Genomic DNA, 15,958 nt, shown 5'->3' on the forward strand with positions numbered 1-15,958 from the left:
GTTCCTTTCTAAATTATATTGCTTATTTCTTTTTATCTTTTAGCGTTTTTAATGTTGTATAAATTTTGTACATTGGTTTATTTATTGGCTTGATAAAGTCTCCAACATATTCAACGACGTTGGCGTTAAAGCCTTTTTTAAATTTAACAACACCTGCATCTTCAGCATCTTCTGAAAAATCTCCACTAATCCCATAAAAATTATATCTATCAATATGATGATCAATAGCATAATTTATCATTTTCCACTGTATCGCATAACTCCCTGCAAAATGCCTAAACTCATTAGATGTGCCTCCAGCATAATAAACTACTTCGTACGGGTTAACGATAAAGAACGCCGCAGAAATTGGTAATTCATTACCATGCGTTTCTTGTAATGCTTTCGCTTCATCAATTTTTTGTTGATTTGCAATGAGTTGTTTTTCTAAATTTTCTTTTTTATTATATGCTTTTTTATTTTCAGGGCGTTTTTCAATATCTTTAAGCGCTTTATTTATATCTTTGCTGAGCACTTCACGTTCAGATTTTAATTCTTCAATATATTCATCAAAATCCATATAAGCCAATGGAACTAAGACGCGACCTTTGTAGTATTTCAACCTATTGTAATAGAAGCTATCCTCTCTATCGTCAAAATCTTTCGTTTCTGAGGTATCCTCCATAAATGAACGGAAAATAGGTAATTCATCTTCATTTAAAAATCTTACTTTTACGCCGTTTTTTTGAACTTTTTTCGTATTACGTTTACGCAAACTATCCATATTATTGAGAACATCTTTTGCAGTTTTATCTTTTAAGTCTAATACCGAATGGAATCTAATTTGAATAATTGGATCAAAACCAGTTAAAAAACCTTGATGTTTATAACCAAGTTGTTTCATTTTATCAAAGAGCCAATCATGGCCTGCATTTTCTAATACTTCTCCATCATGATTACGGTACTGGTATGCAACATACGGGTCTACTCTTAAATATAACGCGTTGTGTTTTTTAACATATTTTGATAGTTCATTGAAAAAATAATGGACTAGTTCCTTATTTTCAAAATCAATAACTGGCCCACGATTAGTGTAAAAGTATTTGAATAATTTCATTACTGGTACAGCAGTTAATAAACAAGCTGCAACCACTTCGTTGTTGTTATCTTTTACACCTACTAAGTGTGTTTCAGTACCTTCTGCAATTTTCAGCTCATAATTTCCAACCATTTGTGTAAAATGACTGTTTGGCATATGATCAACAAATGCCCCAAACTCTTTAGCAGTTAAATTCGTAAATTTCATTTTATATACTCCTATTTGTCTATAGTTCTTTTTTCGAGTTTAAACTTCAATCTTGATTATTATACAATATTCATTTACAAAACTAAATCGATACCCTAGATATATTTGCTAAATGCTACAATTAGGTTTTAATCTATGTATTTTATATTATAGCACTATATTTATTTTAACAAAGAATACTCATTTAAACACAAATCTAAATTGAATAATAAGCATGTTCTATAAAAGACATAGATATAAATATATTTTCCTAAAATTATAGATTTTGTGCTTGTAAAAATGATTAGAGCAATAAAATAATAAGCTGATGTAAGCCTTTTTTCGAACTTGCTTCACTACTTGCGATAATAAAGAAGGATCTGGGATATTTCACTATATCCCAGATCCTTCATAAAATTATATATAATTTATCTTCTATATTAATTTAAAGCATCTCTTAGTGCTTTACCTATTGCTACGCTTGATTGAGGATTTTGACCAGTAATGAATTGATTATCTGTTTCAATATGCTCTGTAAAGTCTTCATTTGTTATAAATTGAGCACCTTGTTGTTCTAATGCTGTTTGTGTTAGGAAAGGCACTTTATCCTCTAGACCCATCGCACGTTCTTCATTATCTGTGAATGACGTTAAAGTAACGCCTTCTACTAGGTACTTGCCATTTTTATCTTTTGCACCTACAAAGGCACTTGGACCATGGCACACAGAGGAAATGAACTTGCCTTCATTTTTGAAGTCAGATAAGATATTAGCTAATCTTTGGTTGTGCGCAAAATCGAATACCGTACCGTGGCCACCCGGTAGATAGACTGCATCATATTCTATAACATTAACTTCATCTATGCTCGGCACATTTTTAATTTTTTCTACAAATTGCGCATATTTATTCAACTCGTCGTTTTGAGTTGAATTTGGATCTAAAGGAATTTCTCCTCCCTCAATTGAAACTATATCAACTTGTATACCATCTTCCGTTAGAATATGATAAGGTTCACTGGCCTCTTCTAACCATAAACCTGTTGGTGTGCCATCTTCATACTGTGCTCTACTTGTTATAATGAATAAAACTTTTTTACTCAACATAGTCACCTCTTCATTCGTTTGACTCTTTATTTGAATTAAATTGAATTCAATTTAACCATCTATAATTGATTTCTATTACAATTAATACCCGTCTCATACGAACTTCACACATCTAATATGTTTTTTATTTATCTAACGCTTTTCTGATAGAATTTAGATAATTTACTGTTTGTTGGTTCTGATCGCGATCAAATCGTTTAACAATTTCGCTGCCAATAACTGCACCATCTGCTACTTCAACAATATCTTCTACATGGTCAGGTGTACGAATACCAAATCCTGCAACTACTGGTACGTTTGCTTTTAATTTGATATTGTTTATTCTTTGTTTTAAGTCCGGATGAAACTTACCATTTTCACCTGTAGTAGCGTTCATAGTAACTGTATAGATAAACCCTTCGGCATTTGCAACAATTTGATTGATACGTTCTTCTGAAGTAGTCATAGCGATTAGAGGGATAAGGTTCACTTTCCGGTTGGGGTGCCTGTCTTTTAATTGTTGTACAAGCTCATGTGGTAAATCAGGTATGATTAAACCATATACACCAGCTTTTTCACACGCATCAAAAAACGCATCTTCCCCATAATAATTTATAATATTAATATATGTCATTAACACATACTTACTAGATAATTTTTCACGATGAGCGGTTAACGCATCCAAGATGTATTGTATATTTACACCTTCTTGAATCGCTTTATTGCCAGCTTCCATAATCACAGGCCCATCAGCGACAGGGTCAGAAAAAGGGACGCCTACTTCTATAATATCAGCACCTGCATCGCTTAACGTTTTCATGTTTTCAATAAAACGTTTGTTACCCATAATATATGGAATAAATAATTTACGCATCTTTGTCACCATCCTGTTTCATGTAATTTCTTATTGTTTCCATATCTTTGTCGCCACGTCCAGATACAGTTACCACGATTATTTGATCTTTATCCATAGTTGGCGCTATTTCTTCAACAAAACTTAATGCATGTGCACTTTCAATAGCAGGAATAATACCTTCTGCTTTCGTAAATCTCACCAATGCATCCATCGCCTGTTTATCACTAGCTGTAGCATATTTTACTCTTCCAATATGATGATAATATGAATGTTCTGGCCCGACGCCTGGATAATCTAGCCCTGCAGATATGGAATGTGCTAATTCAATCTGACCGTGATCGTCTTGAATTAAATACATTTTAGTGCCATGTAAGATACCTTCTTTTCCTTTATTAATAGCAAGTGCATGTTTATCGCTATCAATACCTTCACCGGCTGCTTCAACGCCATACAATGCAACATCATCTTGTATAAATGGATAGAAAGTGCCAATCGCATTCGATCCACCACCTACGCAGGCAATAATCGCATCTGGTAATCGTCCTTCTTTGTCACTAATTTGTTCTTTAATCTCAGTACCTATTATTTTTTGAAAATCTCTAACTATAGTTGGAAACGGGTCTGGTCCTAGCGCCGATCCCAATAAATAATGCGTTTCATCCACATGACTGACCCAATATTGTAAAGCTTTATTTACAGCATCGGATAAGGTCCCCTGACCTTCAGTCACGGGTTCAACCGTTGCACCAAGTAATTCCATTCTAAATACATTTAACGATTGGCGTTTAATATCTTCTTCACCCATAAATACTACTAGTTCCATATCAAACAATGCTGCAGCTGTTGCGCTTGCCACACCATGTTGTCCAGCACCAGTTTCTGCTACTAATTTATTTTTCCCCATTCTTTTAGCCAAAAGCGCTTGCCCAAGTGCGTTATTAATTTTATGTGCACCTGTATGGTTCAAGTCTTCTCTTTTTAAATAAATTTTTGCTCCACCAAGTGATTCTGTATAGGAAGCTGCGTAAGTGAGTGGTGTTTCTCTGCCTACATAATCTTTTAAATAACCATTAAGTTCATTTTGGAATGAAGGATCATTTTTAGCTTCTGTATAAGCTTGTTTCAGTTCTTGAATTGCTGGCATTAATGTTTCAGGAACATATTGACCGCCAAAATTACCAAAGAACCCAAATGCATCCACTTCAGTTTGTATATGCTTAACCATAATTAATTAACTCCTTTTACAAGTTCTATAATTTCGTTCATTTTTTTACTATCTTTGGTGCCGTCGGTTTCAATACCACTTGCGATATCATAACCGCTATGTTTTAAGTCGCGCTCTTGCACACTTTGTATATTTTTATAATTCATACCACCCGCTATTAAAAAATCTACATCTTTAATTGCATTGAGCATATCCCAGTTGTATGATTTACCAGTACCGCCGTAAGAAGTTGACGGGGTGTCTATAATAAATTGATCTACAAAGTCTTTATAAAACTGGATAGCTTTTATCAATATTTCTGAATTTTTTGCTGGCAACGCTTTGATGATTTTAATACTTTTCTTTTTTTGACGAATAAATGCTATTGTCTCAAGTGATTCATTTCCATGTAATTGAATCGTTGTCATATCTGTACCATCAATAAGTTTTGATAAAGTTGGGTTGTTTGGATTTACTACAATTACTACTTTTTCTTTATCATTTGGTACAATCTTGGTAAGTGTTTGAATTTTTTCAATATCTACAAAACGTTTACTTTGTGGAAAATGGATAAACCCTATAGCATCGATATTTAAATCTTTAGCTTTGTTTACATCTTCGAGTGTTTTAAATCCACAAAATTTTAATTTCATACTTTCACCTTTTCTAATTTAAGTCCTGGTAAAAATTGGCTTAAGTCACCACACTTCATTAAAGATTCACCGATGAGCAAACCATCTATACCAGCATTCACAATATTCTCAACATCTTGCTGATTGCGTATACCACTTTCAGAAATATAATAATATCCATCTTTTTTATTTTCTAAAATTTCATTTGTATGCAAAACATCAGTTACAAATCTTTTTAAATCTCTATTATTAACGCCTATTAATTTAGGATTTAATTTATAAGCACGTTCTAGTTCTTCTTTATCGTGGACTTCTACTAATACTTCTAAATTTTGTGATGTCGCGTAGTTGTATAGCGTACTTAACTGTTCATCATCCAATACATTTACAATTAATAAAATGATTGAGGCACCAGCTTTTTTAGCAACATCAATTTGGATAGGGTCCACTACAAAATCTTTACATAACACTGGTAAATTCGTTAATTTTGTCAGCATTTGTAGACGTTCATAACTGCCACCAAAATAATGTTCATCGGTTAAAATTGAAACTGCGTTAGCACCATGAGCTTCATAATTTTTGACTTGCTGTGCTAAGTCTCTACCAGGAAGTTCATTTAATGTCGGACTTTTAGACTTAATTTCTGCAATAATGGCTAATTGATTCGATTGTTTTAATTGTGTTTCAAATGTTTGTTTATGAGATACATCTACCTCATTAAGTTCTGCTAATTTTGCTTTATAATACCCTTCACTTAATAAATCCTTTTTATATGCTACAATTTCATCCAATATAGTCATACGTTTTGCCTCCCATTTTATTATATTGTTTTAAAGCTTCGCCGTTTTCAATTAATACTCGAGCTTTATCAACACCTTTTTGAATTGTTGTCGCTTTATTTGCAACATACAAAGCAATACCTGTGTTTAATAAAACGACATCTCTTTTAGCACTGCGATCTTTGCCATTTAATATTTGTTTCGTAATTTCCAAATTGTCTTGTGGTGTGCCACCATACAAATCGCTATTAGGCGCATAATCTAAACCTAAATCTGTTGCATTCAATGTGTAAGATTGAATTGTTTTATCTTCTGTTACTTCATATATTATATTGTCTCCAGATAACGTGGCCTCATCCATACCATTTGCACCATGTAATACGATAGCTTTTTTTCTTCCTAAATCTGCTAATGTTTGAGCAATCTTACTTAAATTACTTGGTTCATATACACCCATAACTTGATAATCTAATTTAAATGGATTAATCAATGGACCAGTAATATTAAAAATAGTTGGATTGCTAATCGCTTTTCTCAGAGGTTGTATATTTTTCATTATTGGGTACGTTTCGGTTGCATTTAAAAATACTAATCCAACGTCTTTTAATTGTCCTTCTGTTTCCCTAACGCTGCGTGTCGCAATATTCATCTCATTTAATAAATCTGTGCTTCCTGATGAAGATGTCACGCTTTTATTACCATGCTTTATCACTGGTACACCTGCACTTGCTAACACAAATGAAACTGTGGTTGAAATATTAAAACTGTTTGATTTATCTCCGCCTGTTCCACAAACACACATGCTATCAGGACAATAGGGTTGTTCTGGGTACATAGAGCTAATGAGACTATGTGAAATATAAGTCAATTCATCTTGAGTTAGCTCTCTTTCTGAAAATGCTTCTAATAATTCTAATTTAACTGCTTCTTCTAAATCGTTCGCAATCAATAGTTCTATAAATTCATTCATTTGAGTTTGATTAAGTGGTTTATACTGTTTTATATGACTTTGTAGACTCATTATAATTGACCTCCTTAATGATATTTAAAAAGTTTTTTATAATTTCTTCACCATATTCCGTTGCAAATGATTCAGGGTGGTACTGAATTCCATAATGCAAGCCATTTCTGTGTTCAAATGATTGAACGCAATCATTTGTTTTAGCAGTTATTTTTAATGGTTTAGGTAACGTCTCAGGGTCACTGATTAATGAATGGTACCTCATTATTTCTGAATATTCAGTAATATCTCTATATAATTTAGAGTCACTTACAATTTGCATCGTATCTTTTTTACCATGTTTTATTTTTTTATTTTGTATTACATCGCCACCGTAATAACATGTTAATGCCTGTGACCCTAAGCAAACACCTAATATTGGTTTCTCTTTATAATGCTCAATAATATCCATTAAAAGATTTGTATCAAGAGGGTGGCCTGGACCAGGAGATATAATTAACCCATCAATTTCTAAACCAAATATTTCAGGGTCATCTGGATATTTAATCACCATATCTTCTGTTTTGCCTATAATATTCACTAAGTTATACGTAAAAGAATCATAATTATCAACGACTAAGATCATGGTGACACCTCCAGTAAACTTTTCGCTTTAAGTTTCGTTTCTTCTAATTCTTTCTCAGGTATTGAATCATATACAACACCACAACCTGCTTCTACATTAATATATGTTTCATCGATCATCATTGTGCGTATGGCTAATGCAAAGTCTAAATCATGATTGCAATTGATGTATCCTATACCTCCGCTATACACACCGCGTTTTTGAGGTTGTGCTTCATAAATTCGTTGAATTGCCCTTAATTTCGGCGCACCTGATACTGTACCTGTTGGCAATAAACTTGCAATAACTGTCATTGGTGAATAGTTAGATTTTAGTTTTCCAGTTATTTCACTCACAATATGCATTACATGCTCATAACGTTCAATTGCCATTAACTTTTCAATTTTAGAACTAGCTATTTCACTTACTCTGTGAATATCGTTTCGGCCTAAATCAACAAGCATGCTATGTTCACTGATTTCTTTTTCATCGTTGATTAATTGTTGTTCATTTTTATAATCTTCTGCTTCAGTAGCACCTCTTTTTATCGTTCCAGCTATGGGATTAGTAACAACAGTTTGTCCTTTTACCTTCACAAAACTTTCTGGTGAACTACCTACGATAATCGGTTCGTCTAAATTTAAATAATACATATAAGGGCTGGGATTCTGGCGTTTTAGGTTTTGATAAAGTTGGTAAGATAACAATTGTATATTTACACCAAACTGATGCTTATATTTATAAATAATTGAAGGGACAACTTGGAACATATCACCTTGTTGTATTAATGACTTCATATCGCTCACTGTTTTTATAAATTGTTCTGGTGCAATATTCGATTCAATTTGTTTTTCATTTATCTCATTCTTTATAGGAGAAGGGTAAATATTGATATCCTTTAATGCTTCAACACGATGATTTACACGTTGTGCTAACTGTTGTTCACTATCATTAGAAAATAAGTCTGTTGCTATGACATAGAGATGTTCTTTGTAATGGTCAAATACATAGACGTCTTCGACCATATAAAATTTTGCATCGTGCTGTGGATGGTCATCTAATGCAATCTGTTTCAATATTGGAAATTCATGTCTAACTAAGTCAAAACTACATGAGCCTACAAACCCTGAAACAAATGGTAATAAAGCTAAATCTTCATCTTCTACAACAGCTTTATATTGGTCTATAAATGCTTTTAATTTATCATAGGGTTGCTCAGTTTCTATTAGCGTCTCTTTATCACTGTAATGTATCATCATATTTTCATTATCCAATGTAAGTGATCCATATACGTCAAATATCACAATTGAATAACGTCCTTTAAGTTTAGATTGGTCTGTGCTTTCTAAAATAATTTTGTGTTGCTTCAATCTTGCTAGTGCTTCTGGAGTTACTTCAGCATTTATTTTTTGATATTGCACCTTCATTTTATATTCCTCCCCATAAAAAAATCAGCGTCCTTAAATATTAATTAAGGACGCTGACGCGCGGTACCACCTAAATTAGTAGACATATGTCATAAACTATCTACCCACTCATTTGAATCTTCACTTGTAATCCAACAAAACCCAATTTCAGTATATGTAGGTGTTAGTTTTCATCAGCCACTAACTTTCTGTACGCTACCTTTCATAACTTACTTCATTTTGTTTTCTTTTTTAAATATAAAAAACACCACACTAACGCATGCTGTAAGGACGCGTTACCGTGGTGCCACCTTAGTTAACAAATTTATTGTTCACTTTAAATATATTAATCTGTATCAACATTTAAAAGCCCAATTCACAATATATGTTGTGCTAATTTTCATCGACCATTAGCTTTCTAATTGCTACAAATCACATACGCTACTCTATCTTTCAAATGACAACTTGTGTTTGTTGTAAAATGAATTAATTTAAATAATACAAGTATCATTTTCATTTGTCAACTTATAATTTAAAAACGCTCTTATTTTTAAAATAATATGCTGAGTTAACATTGTAACTAAACTGGTGTAATTAAATTTGTAAGTTTAACTTTAAATGGCAACTTAATCCAAATTATATTATAAAAATCATTCTAAATAAGCAATACTTGGATGTCACTCATAGTTGCTTATACTACGATGATTTAAACCGTTATTGAATAATCATTAACATAAATTCTCATAAATTTTTACTTATTTTAATAAAAAGTATTGAAAATAGCACATATTATTTTAAAATGAGAGTGAACGTTCTCTTTTAAAGGTGGGATATAATGACAAAATTAACTAAAAAACAGGAGCAATTAATCTACAGTGCCAATCAACTTTTTGATAAGCAAGGTTTTAGCGCAACAGGCATTGATCAGATTATCCAAGCATCAAATGTTGCAACGATGACTCTATATAGAAATTATAAATCTAAAGATGATTTAATCGTCGCGGTTTTAAAATATAGAGAAGATGTGTATATGAACTTCTTAGAAAATAACAATGATAAAAGCTTAAACCATATGATCGAACAGCATTTAGAATGGTTAAAGCGCAAAAATACAAACGGGTGTTTATTTTTAAAAGCTATGGAAGAATTTAGACATTCCAATCAAGATATTGTAGATATAGTCAGTCACCATAAAATAAAGGTGGCAAAATTAATAGAAGAAAAGTTAGAAAACGAAAATTATCGTAACATAAAAGATTTAGCTAAAAAGTTACTATTCATATTGGAAGGCAGTACATCAATGATAGAACATATGGATTTTGCAGATGTTAAATCTATTACGATGAGTCTTTCAAAAGGAGTGCTAAACAATGAATAATAAAATAATTATTTCTGGGACTTTAATGATTGCCGTTACTTACGGTTTAGCAAGGTTCGCTTTCGGACTATTATTACCCAATATTTCAAATGACCTCAAATTAGGTAGTGGTACTATGGGTATGATAAGTTCCGCAACTTATATTGCTTATTGTCTCGCTATTGCGATTTCTACTTACTATTCAAACCAAAAAGACCCAAAGATGTTTGTTAGTTTAGCTGGTTTAACTTCTATTTTAGGTATTTTTATCATATCCGTATCTCATGAAGCAGTTCTATTGTTCTTAGGTGTTTTTATTGCTGGTATGAGTACAGGATTTGGTTCACCTGCTTACGGTGAGGTGGTTCAAAATAATTTGGATAAAAACACGCAAAACAAAGCTAATACGTGGATAAACGCCGGTACTGGTTTTGGTATCGTAATCTCTGGACCTATCGCTTATATATTGTCTGATAATTGGAGAGTTGTTTATTTAATATTTGGAATTATAGCAATTATCGTTTTATTAATAAATTATCTTTATATACCTAAACATATTTCTTCTATAAAAAAATTCAAAACTCAAACACAGCCTTACAGTTTGAAACCATTACTACAAAAAAGCATGTCTATCAACATCGCTTCTTTGATTTTAGGTTGTGCGTCTGCTATTTATTGGACTTTCTCTAAAGATTATATTGCAACCGTACCTTCTAATTCAGATTTCATTACATCTTCTTTTTGGATATTGGTTGGAGTATCAGGCATCATCGGAGGATTTTCAGGTGGTTTAATTTCTAAATTTTCAATTAAAACTTTATATATTATCGTAGTATTAATGATGGCAACCTCTATTTTATCTTTAAATATTGATAACACTAACTTATTTATTATATTCTTATCCGCGCTATTTTTCGGCAGTTCTTATGTGTTTCTAACAGGCATTTTAATGATATGGGGTATTAAAATTTTTGAAAAGGCGCCCTCTTTAGGTATAGGTGTCCCATTTTTCACACTAGCTTTTGGCCAAATCATAGGTGCCATGGTTTCAGGGAATGTAATTCAATTTTCTTCTTATACCTTGGCTTTTTCTATATTTGGTGCCTTCTCTTTAGTCTCAATTGTATTTAGACCTAAAATTTAATTATTTTCTTTTTTGTAAAGTTTGCAATTTAAAATAAATTGATATCTAAATTATTTAAAAAATATGGCTAGCTTTCTTTTTACAAGTTTTATTGATCATGGAAAGTAGTAGTTTTGCTGACATAGTCTGAAATTCATGTATGCTAGGCTTACACTTAATATAGTTATTATATCATTATACAGAATGGTAGTACAAAATCATATAAATGGTTTACTCCTGCTTTTGTTGCATAATTTCATTACTATAAATATCACAGCTTATTGTTATAAATTGACTGCATTCGAGATGATTAACTATGTGATTATAATAACTATTATATATGTTTCAATACCATAGATAATTAAACAGATAGTTTTGTTATCTATTTCATGTTTTAAAATCAAACACGTATTGCGAATTAGCTTTTCCTACTATACAATGTTACTATTCTGAAAATTTTGATAGAGGTGGTCAGCAAAATGCAACAAATACTTTTCGTAGGTTTAGGTTTAATCGGCGGTAGTCTTGCGAGTAATTTAAGATATTACCATAATGATATTGAAATCACTGCTTATGATGCAGATGCCTCCCAACTAGAAAAAGCGTTATCTATTGGGATTATTGATTATCAATCTACCGATTATAAAACTTGTGTGGAAAATGCAGATATTATTATTTATGCCACACCCGTACAACAAACAATTAAATATTTACAAGCACTACCAAACTATCAAACTAAAAGCAATGTGATTGTTACTGATACTGGCAGTACTAAATCAACTATATTACAATATGAGCAGTACCTTTTAAACCATGATATTCACTTGATTGGCGGTCATCCTATGGCTGGAAGTCATAAATCAGGCGTGCTTAACGCAAAAAAACATTTATTTGAAAATGCTTTTTACGTGTTAGTACATGATGAACCAGGCAATAACCAAGCATTTGACGAAATTAGATCATTACTGGATACAACAAAAGCAAAATTTATTGCAACAAATGCAAAAGAACATGACTTTGTTACAGGCATCGTCAGTCATGTCCCCCATATTATTGCTTCGAGCCTTGTGCATTTAAACGCAAACCATGTCAATCATTCTTCATTGGTGAAAACTCTGGCTGCTGGAGGGTTTAGAGACATCACAAGAATTGCTAGTGGCAGTCCAATTATGTGGCGCGACATCACCATCGAAAATAAAAATACTATTGTTGATATCCTGAAAGAATGGAAAACACAAATGGAACATGTCATAAGCCTTGTGGAAGAAAATGACCCTGAAGACTTATATCATTTTTATAATGATGCGAAATTATACAGAGATGAACTTCCACTAAAATCACAAGGAGCGCTATCTATAGAGTATGATTTATATGTTGATATTCCGGATAAACCAGGTATGATTAGCCAAGTTACACATATCTTGAGTTTACATAATATTTCTATAAGCAACTTAAGGATTTTAGAAGTGCGCGAAGATATATATGGAGCTTTACGCGTTAGCTTTAAAAACCCTGAAGACCGTAAAAAAGGTGCTGAAGCGCTAAGTGATTTTGATACTTATATTGAATAGTTAATCAAAAATTTTCTGATTTTAATTTAAGACATAAACGTTATTCAACGATTGACCAAATCATGTCATTTGGCCAATCGTTTTTATATACCTCAGCCTATTTAATCTTATACAGCTTTATTCATTACGTGATAGTAAAATACCAAGGACGCTTCTATCTATATCATAATATTGCGCCATATCACATCATATTTTTTCCCTATGAAATGCTTAGTTATACCAATAGTCACTTGGTTATGGTACATTCTTATATTGCGCTCACTTTGGTACATCCGTATAGAATATGTTTTGCATAGTTTCAATCATTCACATTTTATGCCCTGCCATAAGACCTAATCGACCATGTTTGGTGCCCGCGTCTGTATAAGATATTGCCTTAGATACACTACCTTTACCAAATTTCTGATGTAAAGCGTCGATTGTTTTAGCTAATTTTTCAGTTCTTTTACTTTCATACTCATCTATAAATAAATTTAACTGTTTATCTTTTTCATCTATAAATTGAGTAAGTGAAATACTTACTGTTCTATACAATACTGTGGGATCACATAGTTTATCTGCTAAGCGTTCTACCGCTTCAAAAATAATACGCTCTAAATTTGTGGGTTCTTGTAATGTATATTGTTTCTCCACGCCGCCTTGGTTACTATAACCAAAAGAAAAGTGAATCGTCTTAACTAGTTTATTTCTTGCTCTAACACGGCTTGACACATCTTCAATTAATTCTTGCATCACAACTTTAACTTCATGATAATGGTAATCGCGCATTAATATTTGGCTTTTACAAATTGAAGGGTTCGTTACGTTATATTTATCTCTAATTTTACTTCGGTCAATTCCGTTTGCATGTAAATGTAAATCAACGCCAATAATACCAAAATCTCTTTTTAAATATTGATATGGATAATGTGCTAGATCTCCTATAGTAAAGATGCCTCGCTTATTCATTTTTGCTTCAGTCTTCTTACTAATTCCCCAAAAATCACTTAAAGGTGAAATAGGCCAAAGTTTATGAGGTATATCTTGATATCGCCACTCAGCAATTAAATGATCTGTATATTTGGCTTCTATGTCCATTGCTACTTTGCTCAGTAGCATATTCGACCCAATACCTATTGAACAATGTATACCCGTTTCTTCTAGAATTTCATATTGTAATTTTTGACAAAAAGAATGAACTGTACTGCTAAATCTACGATAACTTTCTGTGACATCCATAAAGAATTCATCAACACTATATTGATGCAAATCTTCTGGAGCGATATAACGTAATGCAATTTTAGATATTGCCACTGAAACTTCCAAATATTTTCTCATACTTGGATTAATAATATAAATATCGTTTCTATGCGGTATCTCGAATAACCTTGAACCTGTTTTAATACCTAACGCTTTTAATGGCCCTGTAGCAGCTAACACAACTGAACCTTGTTTCTTAGTATCTGCAACAACTGCCAACTTTTCTTTCATAGGGTCTAGCCCTTTTTGGATACAAGAAACGCTTGCAAAAAAACTTTTTTGATCAATACATAATATGACCCTTTCCTCTAACAGATTGTAATCATACATATGACACTCCCCCTTAGTCCTTTTTATTATATAAGAACACGTGTTCTATTTCAATATTTTTAAGAACAATTGTTCCTTTAACTATTTTTATAGTTTTGAGGATTTTCATGATATAATATAAAAAATAGACATATTAGGAGGAACTTAAATGCCGATTGTAAATGTAAAACTATTAGAAGGACGTTCAGATGAACAACTTAAAAATTTAGTATCAGAAGTGACTAAAGCTGTAGAAAAAACAACAGACGCCAATAAAGAAGCTATACATGTAGTCATTGAAGAAATGAAAGCTTCTCACTACGGCGTTGCTGGTGTTAGAAAATCAGATCAATAATTTCTTATAGTATAGAAAAACAGGACAAAAATCACATTTTCATCCCATTCCTTACTTCCCGCATACTAGAAGAGACCGAGACATGATTAATGTCTCGGTCTCTTCTTTTTTAAATTTTAAATATATTATTATTCATTTAAAAACTTTTGTACTTCTTCCTTATTTTTCGCTTTATCTATTTCTAAAGCACTTCCATCCATCGGTGTTTGAATATCTTGGTATGTGTTTTGTAATGGCAACGTAATAGAATCAACATTTTTATCTCCACGTATACCAAAATTCAAACCAGTTTGAATCAGCGCAGAATCTGGCATATTAGTATTTAAGTAACCTCTTAGTATACCTGCAACACGAGGTAATTTAGGCAATGTATCTAGACTCGCTAATTCTTGTTTAAGTGATTGCATGACTTGTTGCTGACGTCTTACACGACCAAAGTCACCTTCTTCATCGTGTCTAAACCGAGCATAACCTAATAATTCTTTACCATTTAATCTATGGTGGCCTTTTTTAAGGGAAACACCAATATTTTTGGACATATCTTTTTCAACGTCAATTGGTACACCATTAGGTTCCAATTCATCAATCATTTTTTCAAATCCAGTAAAATCAAGAATGGCATAATATTCTGGGTCAACACCTAAATTTTTCTTTAATGTCTGTCGTAATAACTCAGGACCTCCAATAGAATATGCTGAATTAATTTTATGTTGCCCATTACCTGGTATATCCGCATAAATATCACGCATCACAGACATCATCTTCATTTTTTTATGAATATAATCATACTGTGCAATCATGATAGAATCAGTTCTAGAAATACCACCTTGTTCTTTATCAGCACCTAAAACCATAATTGTAATCTTACCATCATTTTTTTTGGCACCGTTAAATTTGTGTTTTTTAAGTGTCTTACCGTGGTCTTCTGCATATTCAATCCCTGATTTATAACCATGAATAGAATATCCGACAATAATCGCTAAAATAATAATGATTATTAAAATAATAAATGGAAATTTTTTTAGCCGCTTCTTTTTGCTTCTACGCATTGTAGATTGTTTTTCTGTGTTTTCACTTTCTTTACTTCTTTGTTTATCCTCATTCATATGTAATCAACCTTATATCTTCAAAATTGCACTGCTATGTACTATAATTAACATATATTAAAGTTATATAAAAACTGCCTAAAAATCAAGTAATATCTTAATATTTGGTA

At 32.1% G+C, this 15,958-nt stretch carries 15 protein-coding genes; 4 read left to right on the plus strand and 11 right to left on the minus strand.

Going from position 1 to position 15,958, the window contains the following annotated elements:
• Positions 1 to 22: 22 nt before the first annotated feature.
• The 9 genes from KA894_RS02925 to KA894_RS02965 form a co-directional block, all read right to left on the minus strand.
• The gene (locus tag KA894_RS02925; protein ID WP_096809831.1) at positions 23 to 1,285 is read right to left on the minus strand and encodes an aminoacyltransferase; all 1,263 of its coding nucleotides are present in this window, start codon (positions 1,283 to 1,285) and stop codon (positions 23 to 25) included.
• 419 nt (positions 1,286 to 1,704) lie between these two features.
• Complete coding sequence (locus KA894_RS02930) at positions 1,705 to 2,364, minus strand: type 1 glutamine amidotransferase domain-containing protein (RefSeq protein WP_096811215.1); 660 nt, start codon at positions 2,362 to 2,364, stop codon at positions 1,705 to 1,707.
• Positions 2,365 to 2,491: 127 nt separating this feature from the next.
• Positions 2,492 to 3,220 (minus strand): tryptophan synthase subunit alpha, encoded by a 729-nt coding sequence (gene trpA, locus KA894_RS02935; RefSeq protein WP_096809833.1) that lies wholly within the window; start codon positions 3,218 to 3,220, stop codon positions 2,492 to 2,494.
• Entirely contained in the window at positions 3,213 to 4,427 is a 1,215-nt protein-coding gene (trpB, locus tag KA894_RS02940) for a tryptophan synthase subunit beta (RefSeq protein ID WP_103373029.1), read from the minus strand. Before trpB ends, trpA begins: the two co-directional genes overlap by 8 nt.
• A 2-nt stretch (positions 4,428 to 4,429) precedes the next feature.
• On the minus strand, positions 4,430 to 5,059 hold the full coding sequence (locus KA894_RS02945) for a phosphoribosylanthranilate isomerase (RefSeq protein ID WP_096809837.1): 630 nt from the start codon (positions 5,057 to 5,059) through the stop codon (positions 4,430 to 4,432).
• The gene (gene trpC, locus KA894_RS02950) at positions 5,056 to 5,838 is read right to left on the minus strand and encodes an indole-3-glycerol phosphate synthase TrpC (RefSeq protein ID WP_115342180.1); all 783 of its coding nucleotides are present in this window, start codon (positions 5,836 to 5,838) and stop codon (positions 5,056 to 5,058) included. The genes KA894_RS02945 and trpC overlap by 4 nt, the downstream gene beginning before the upstream one ends.
• Entirely contained in the window at positions 5,822 to 6,838 is a 1,017-nt protein-coding gene (gene trpD, locus KA894_RS02955) for an anthranilate phosphoribosyltransferase (RefSeq protein ID WP_103373028.1), read from the minus strand. The genes trpC and trpD overlap by 17 nt, the downstream gene beginning before the upstream one ends.
• Positions 6,807 to 7,403 (minus strand): anthranilate synthase component II, encoded by a 597-nt coding sequence (locus KA894_RS02960; protein ID WP_115342181.1) that lies wholly within the window; start codon positions 7,401 to 7,403, stop codon positions 6,807 to 6,809. The genes trpD and KA894_RS02960 overlap by 32 nt, the downstream gene beginning before the upstream one ends.
• Complete coding sequence (locus tag KA894_RS02965) at positions 7,400 to 8,809, minus strand: anthranilate synthase component I (protein WP_115342182.1); 1,410 nt, start codon at positions 8,807 to 8,809, stop codon at positions 7,400 to 7,402. The genes KA894_RS02960 and KA894_RS02965 overlap by 4 nt, the downstream gene beginning before the upstream one ends.
• Before the next feature lie 814 nt (positions 8,810 to 9,623).
• On the opposite strand from KA894_RS02965, the gene KA894_RS02970 reads away from it, so the two are divergent.
• The 3 genes from KA894_RS02970 (at position 9,624) to KA894_RS02980 (ending at position 12,839) form a co-directional block, all read left to right on the plus strand.
• A complete protein-coding gene (locus KA894_RS02970; protein ID WP_096809849.1) occupies positions 9,624 to 10,166 on the plus strand; it encodes a TetR/AcrR family transcriptional regulator in 543 nt (180 codons plus the stop codon).
• Positions 10,159 to 11,289 (plus strand): MFS transporter, encoded by a 1,131-nt coding sequence (locus tag KA894_RS02975; RefSeq protein ID WP_115342183.1) that lies wholly within the window; start codon positions 10,159 to 10,161, stop codon positions 11,287 to 11,289. Before KA894_RS02970 ends, KA894_RS02975 begins: the two co-directional genes overlap by 8 nt.
• A 458-nt stretch (positions 11,290 to 11,747) precedes the next feature.
• Positions 11,748 to 12,839, plus strand: a complete 1,092-nt coding sequence (locus KA894_RS02980; RefSeq protein ID WP_096809853.1) for a prephenate dehydrogenase — start codon at positions 11,748 to 11,750, stop codon at positions 12,837 to 12,839.
• Positions 12,840 to 13,145: 306 nt separating this feature from the next.
• Here KA894_RS02980 and KA894_RS02985 read toward each other — a convergent pair whose 3' ends face one another.
• On the minus strand, positions 13,146 to 14,408 hold the full coding sequence (locus tag KA894_RS02985) for a Y-family DNA polymerase (RefSeq protein ID WP_103373099.1): 1,263 nt from the start codon (positions 14,406 to 14,408) through the stop codon (positions 13,146 to 13,148).
• Positions 14,409 to 14,556: 148 nt separating this feature from the next.
• Between KA894_RS02985 and KA894_RS02990 the strand changes: the two genes are divergently transcribed.
• Positions 14,557 to 14,742, plus strand: coding sequence for a 2-hydroxymuconate tautomerase (locus tag KA894_RS02990; protein WP_096809857.1), 186 nt, complete (start codon positions 14,557 to 14,559; stop codon positions 14,740 to 14,742).
• 128 nt (positions 14,743 to 14,870) lie between these two features.
• On the opposite strand, the gene KA894_RS02995 is transcribed toward KA894_RS02990, so the two are convergent.
• Positions 14,871 to 15,848 carry an LCP family protein gene (locus KA894_RS02995; RefSeq protein ID WP_096809860.1) on the minus strand — a complete coding sequence of 326 codons (978 nt, stop codon included), beginning with the start codon at positions 15,846 to 15,848 and terminating at the stop codon, positions 14,871 to 14,873.
• Between the last annotated feature and the right edge of the window lie 110 nt (positions 15,849 to 15,958).

This window comes from Staphylococcus sp. GDY8P131P (assembly GCF_017891975.1).
Classification (GTDB): Bacteria; Bacillota; Bacilli; order Staphylococcales; family Staphylococcaceae; genus Staphylococcus; species Staphylococcus nepalensis.

Bases quoted from the DNA above. Each gene is read 5' to 3' on its own strand.
- KA894_RS02925 (WP_096809831.1), bottom strand. From the start codon at position 1,285: ATGAAATTTACGAATTTAACTGCTAAAGAGTTTGGGGCATTTGTTGAT.
- trpA (WP_096809833.1), bottom strand. From the start codon at position 3,220: ATGCGTAAATTATTTATTCCATATATTATGGGTAACAAACGTTTTATT.
- trpB (WP_103373029.1), bottom strand. From the start codon at position 4,427: ATGGTTAAGCATATACAAACTGAAGTGGATGCATTTGGGTTCTTTGGT.
- KA894_RS02945 (WP_096809837.1), bottom strand. From the start codon at position 5,059: ATGAAATTAAAATTTTGTGGATTTAAAACACTCGAAGATGTAAACAAA.
- trpC (WP_115342180.1), bottom strand. From the start codon at position 5,838: ATGACTATATTGGATGAAATTGTAGCATATAAAAAGGATTTATTAAGT.
- trpD (WP_103373028.1), bottom strand. From the start codon at position 6,838: ATGAGTCTACAAAGTCATATAAAACAGTATAAACCACTTAATCAAACT.
- KA894_RS02960 (WP_115342181.1), bottom strand. From the start codon at position 7,403: ATGATCTTAGTCGTTGATAATTATGATTCTTTTACGTATAACTTAGTG.
- KA894_RS02965 (WP_115342182.1), bottom strand. From the start codon at position 8,809: ATGAAGGTGCAATATCAAAAAATAAATGCTGAAGTAACTCCAGAAGCA.
- KA894_RS02970 (WP_096809849.1), top strand. From the start codon at position 9,624: ATGACAAAATTAACTAAAAAACAGGAGCAATTAATCTACAGTGCCAAT.
- KA894_RS02975 (WP_115342183.1), top strand. From the start codon at position 10,159: ATGAATAATAAAATAATTATTTCTGGGACTTTAATGATTGCCGTTACT.
- KA894_RS02980 (WP_096809853.1), top strand. From the start codon at position 11,748: ATGCAACAAATACTTTTCGTAGGTTTAGGTTTAATCGGCGGTAGTCTT.
- KA894_RS02985 (WP_103373099.1), bottom strand. From the start codon at position 14,408: ATGTATGATTACAATCTGTTAGAGGAAAGGGTCATATTATGTATTGAT.
- KA894_RS02990 (WP_096809857.1), top strand. From the start codon at position 14,557: ATGCCGATTGTAAATGTAAAACTATTAGAAGGACGTTCAGATGAACAA.
- KA894_RS02995 (WP_096809860.1), bottom strand. From the start codon at position 15,848: ATGAATGAGGATAAACAAAGAAGTAAAGAAAGTGAAAACACAGAAAAA.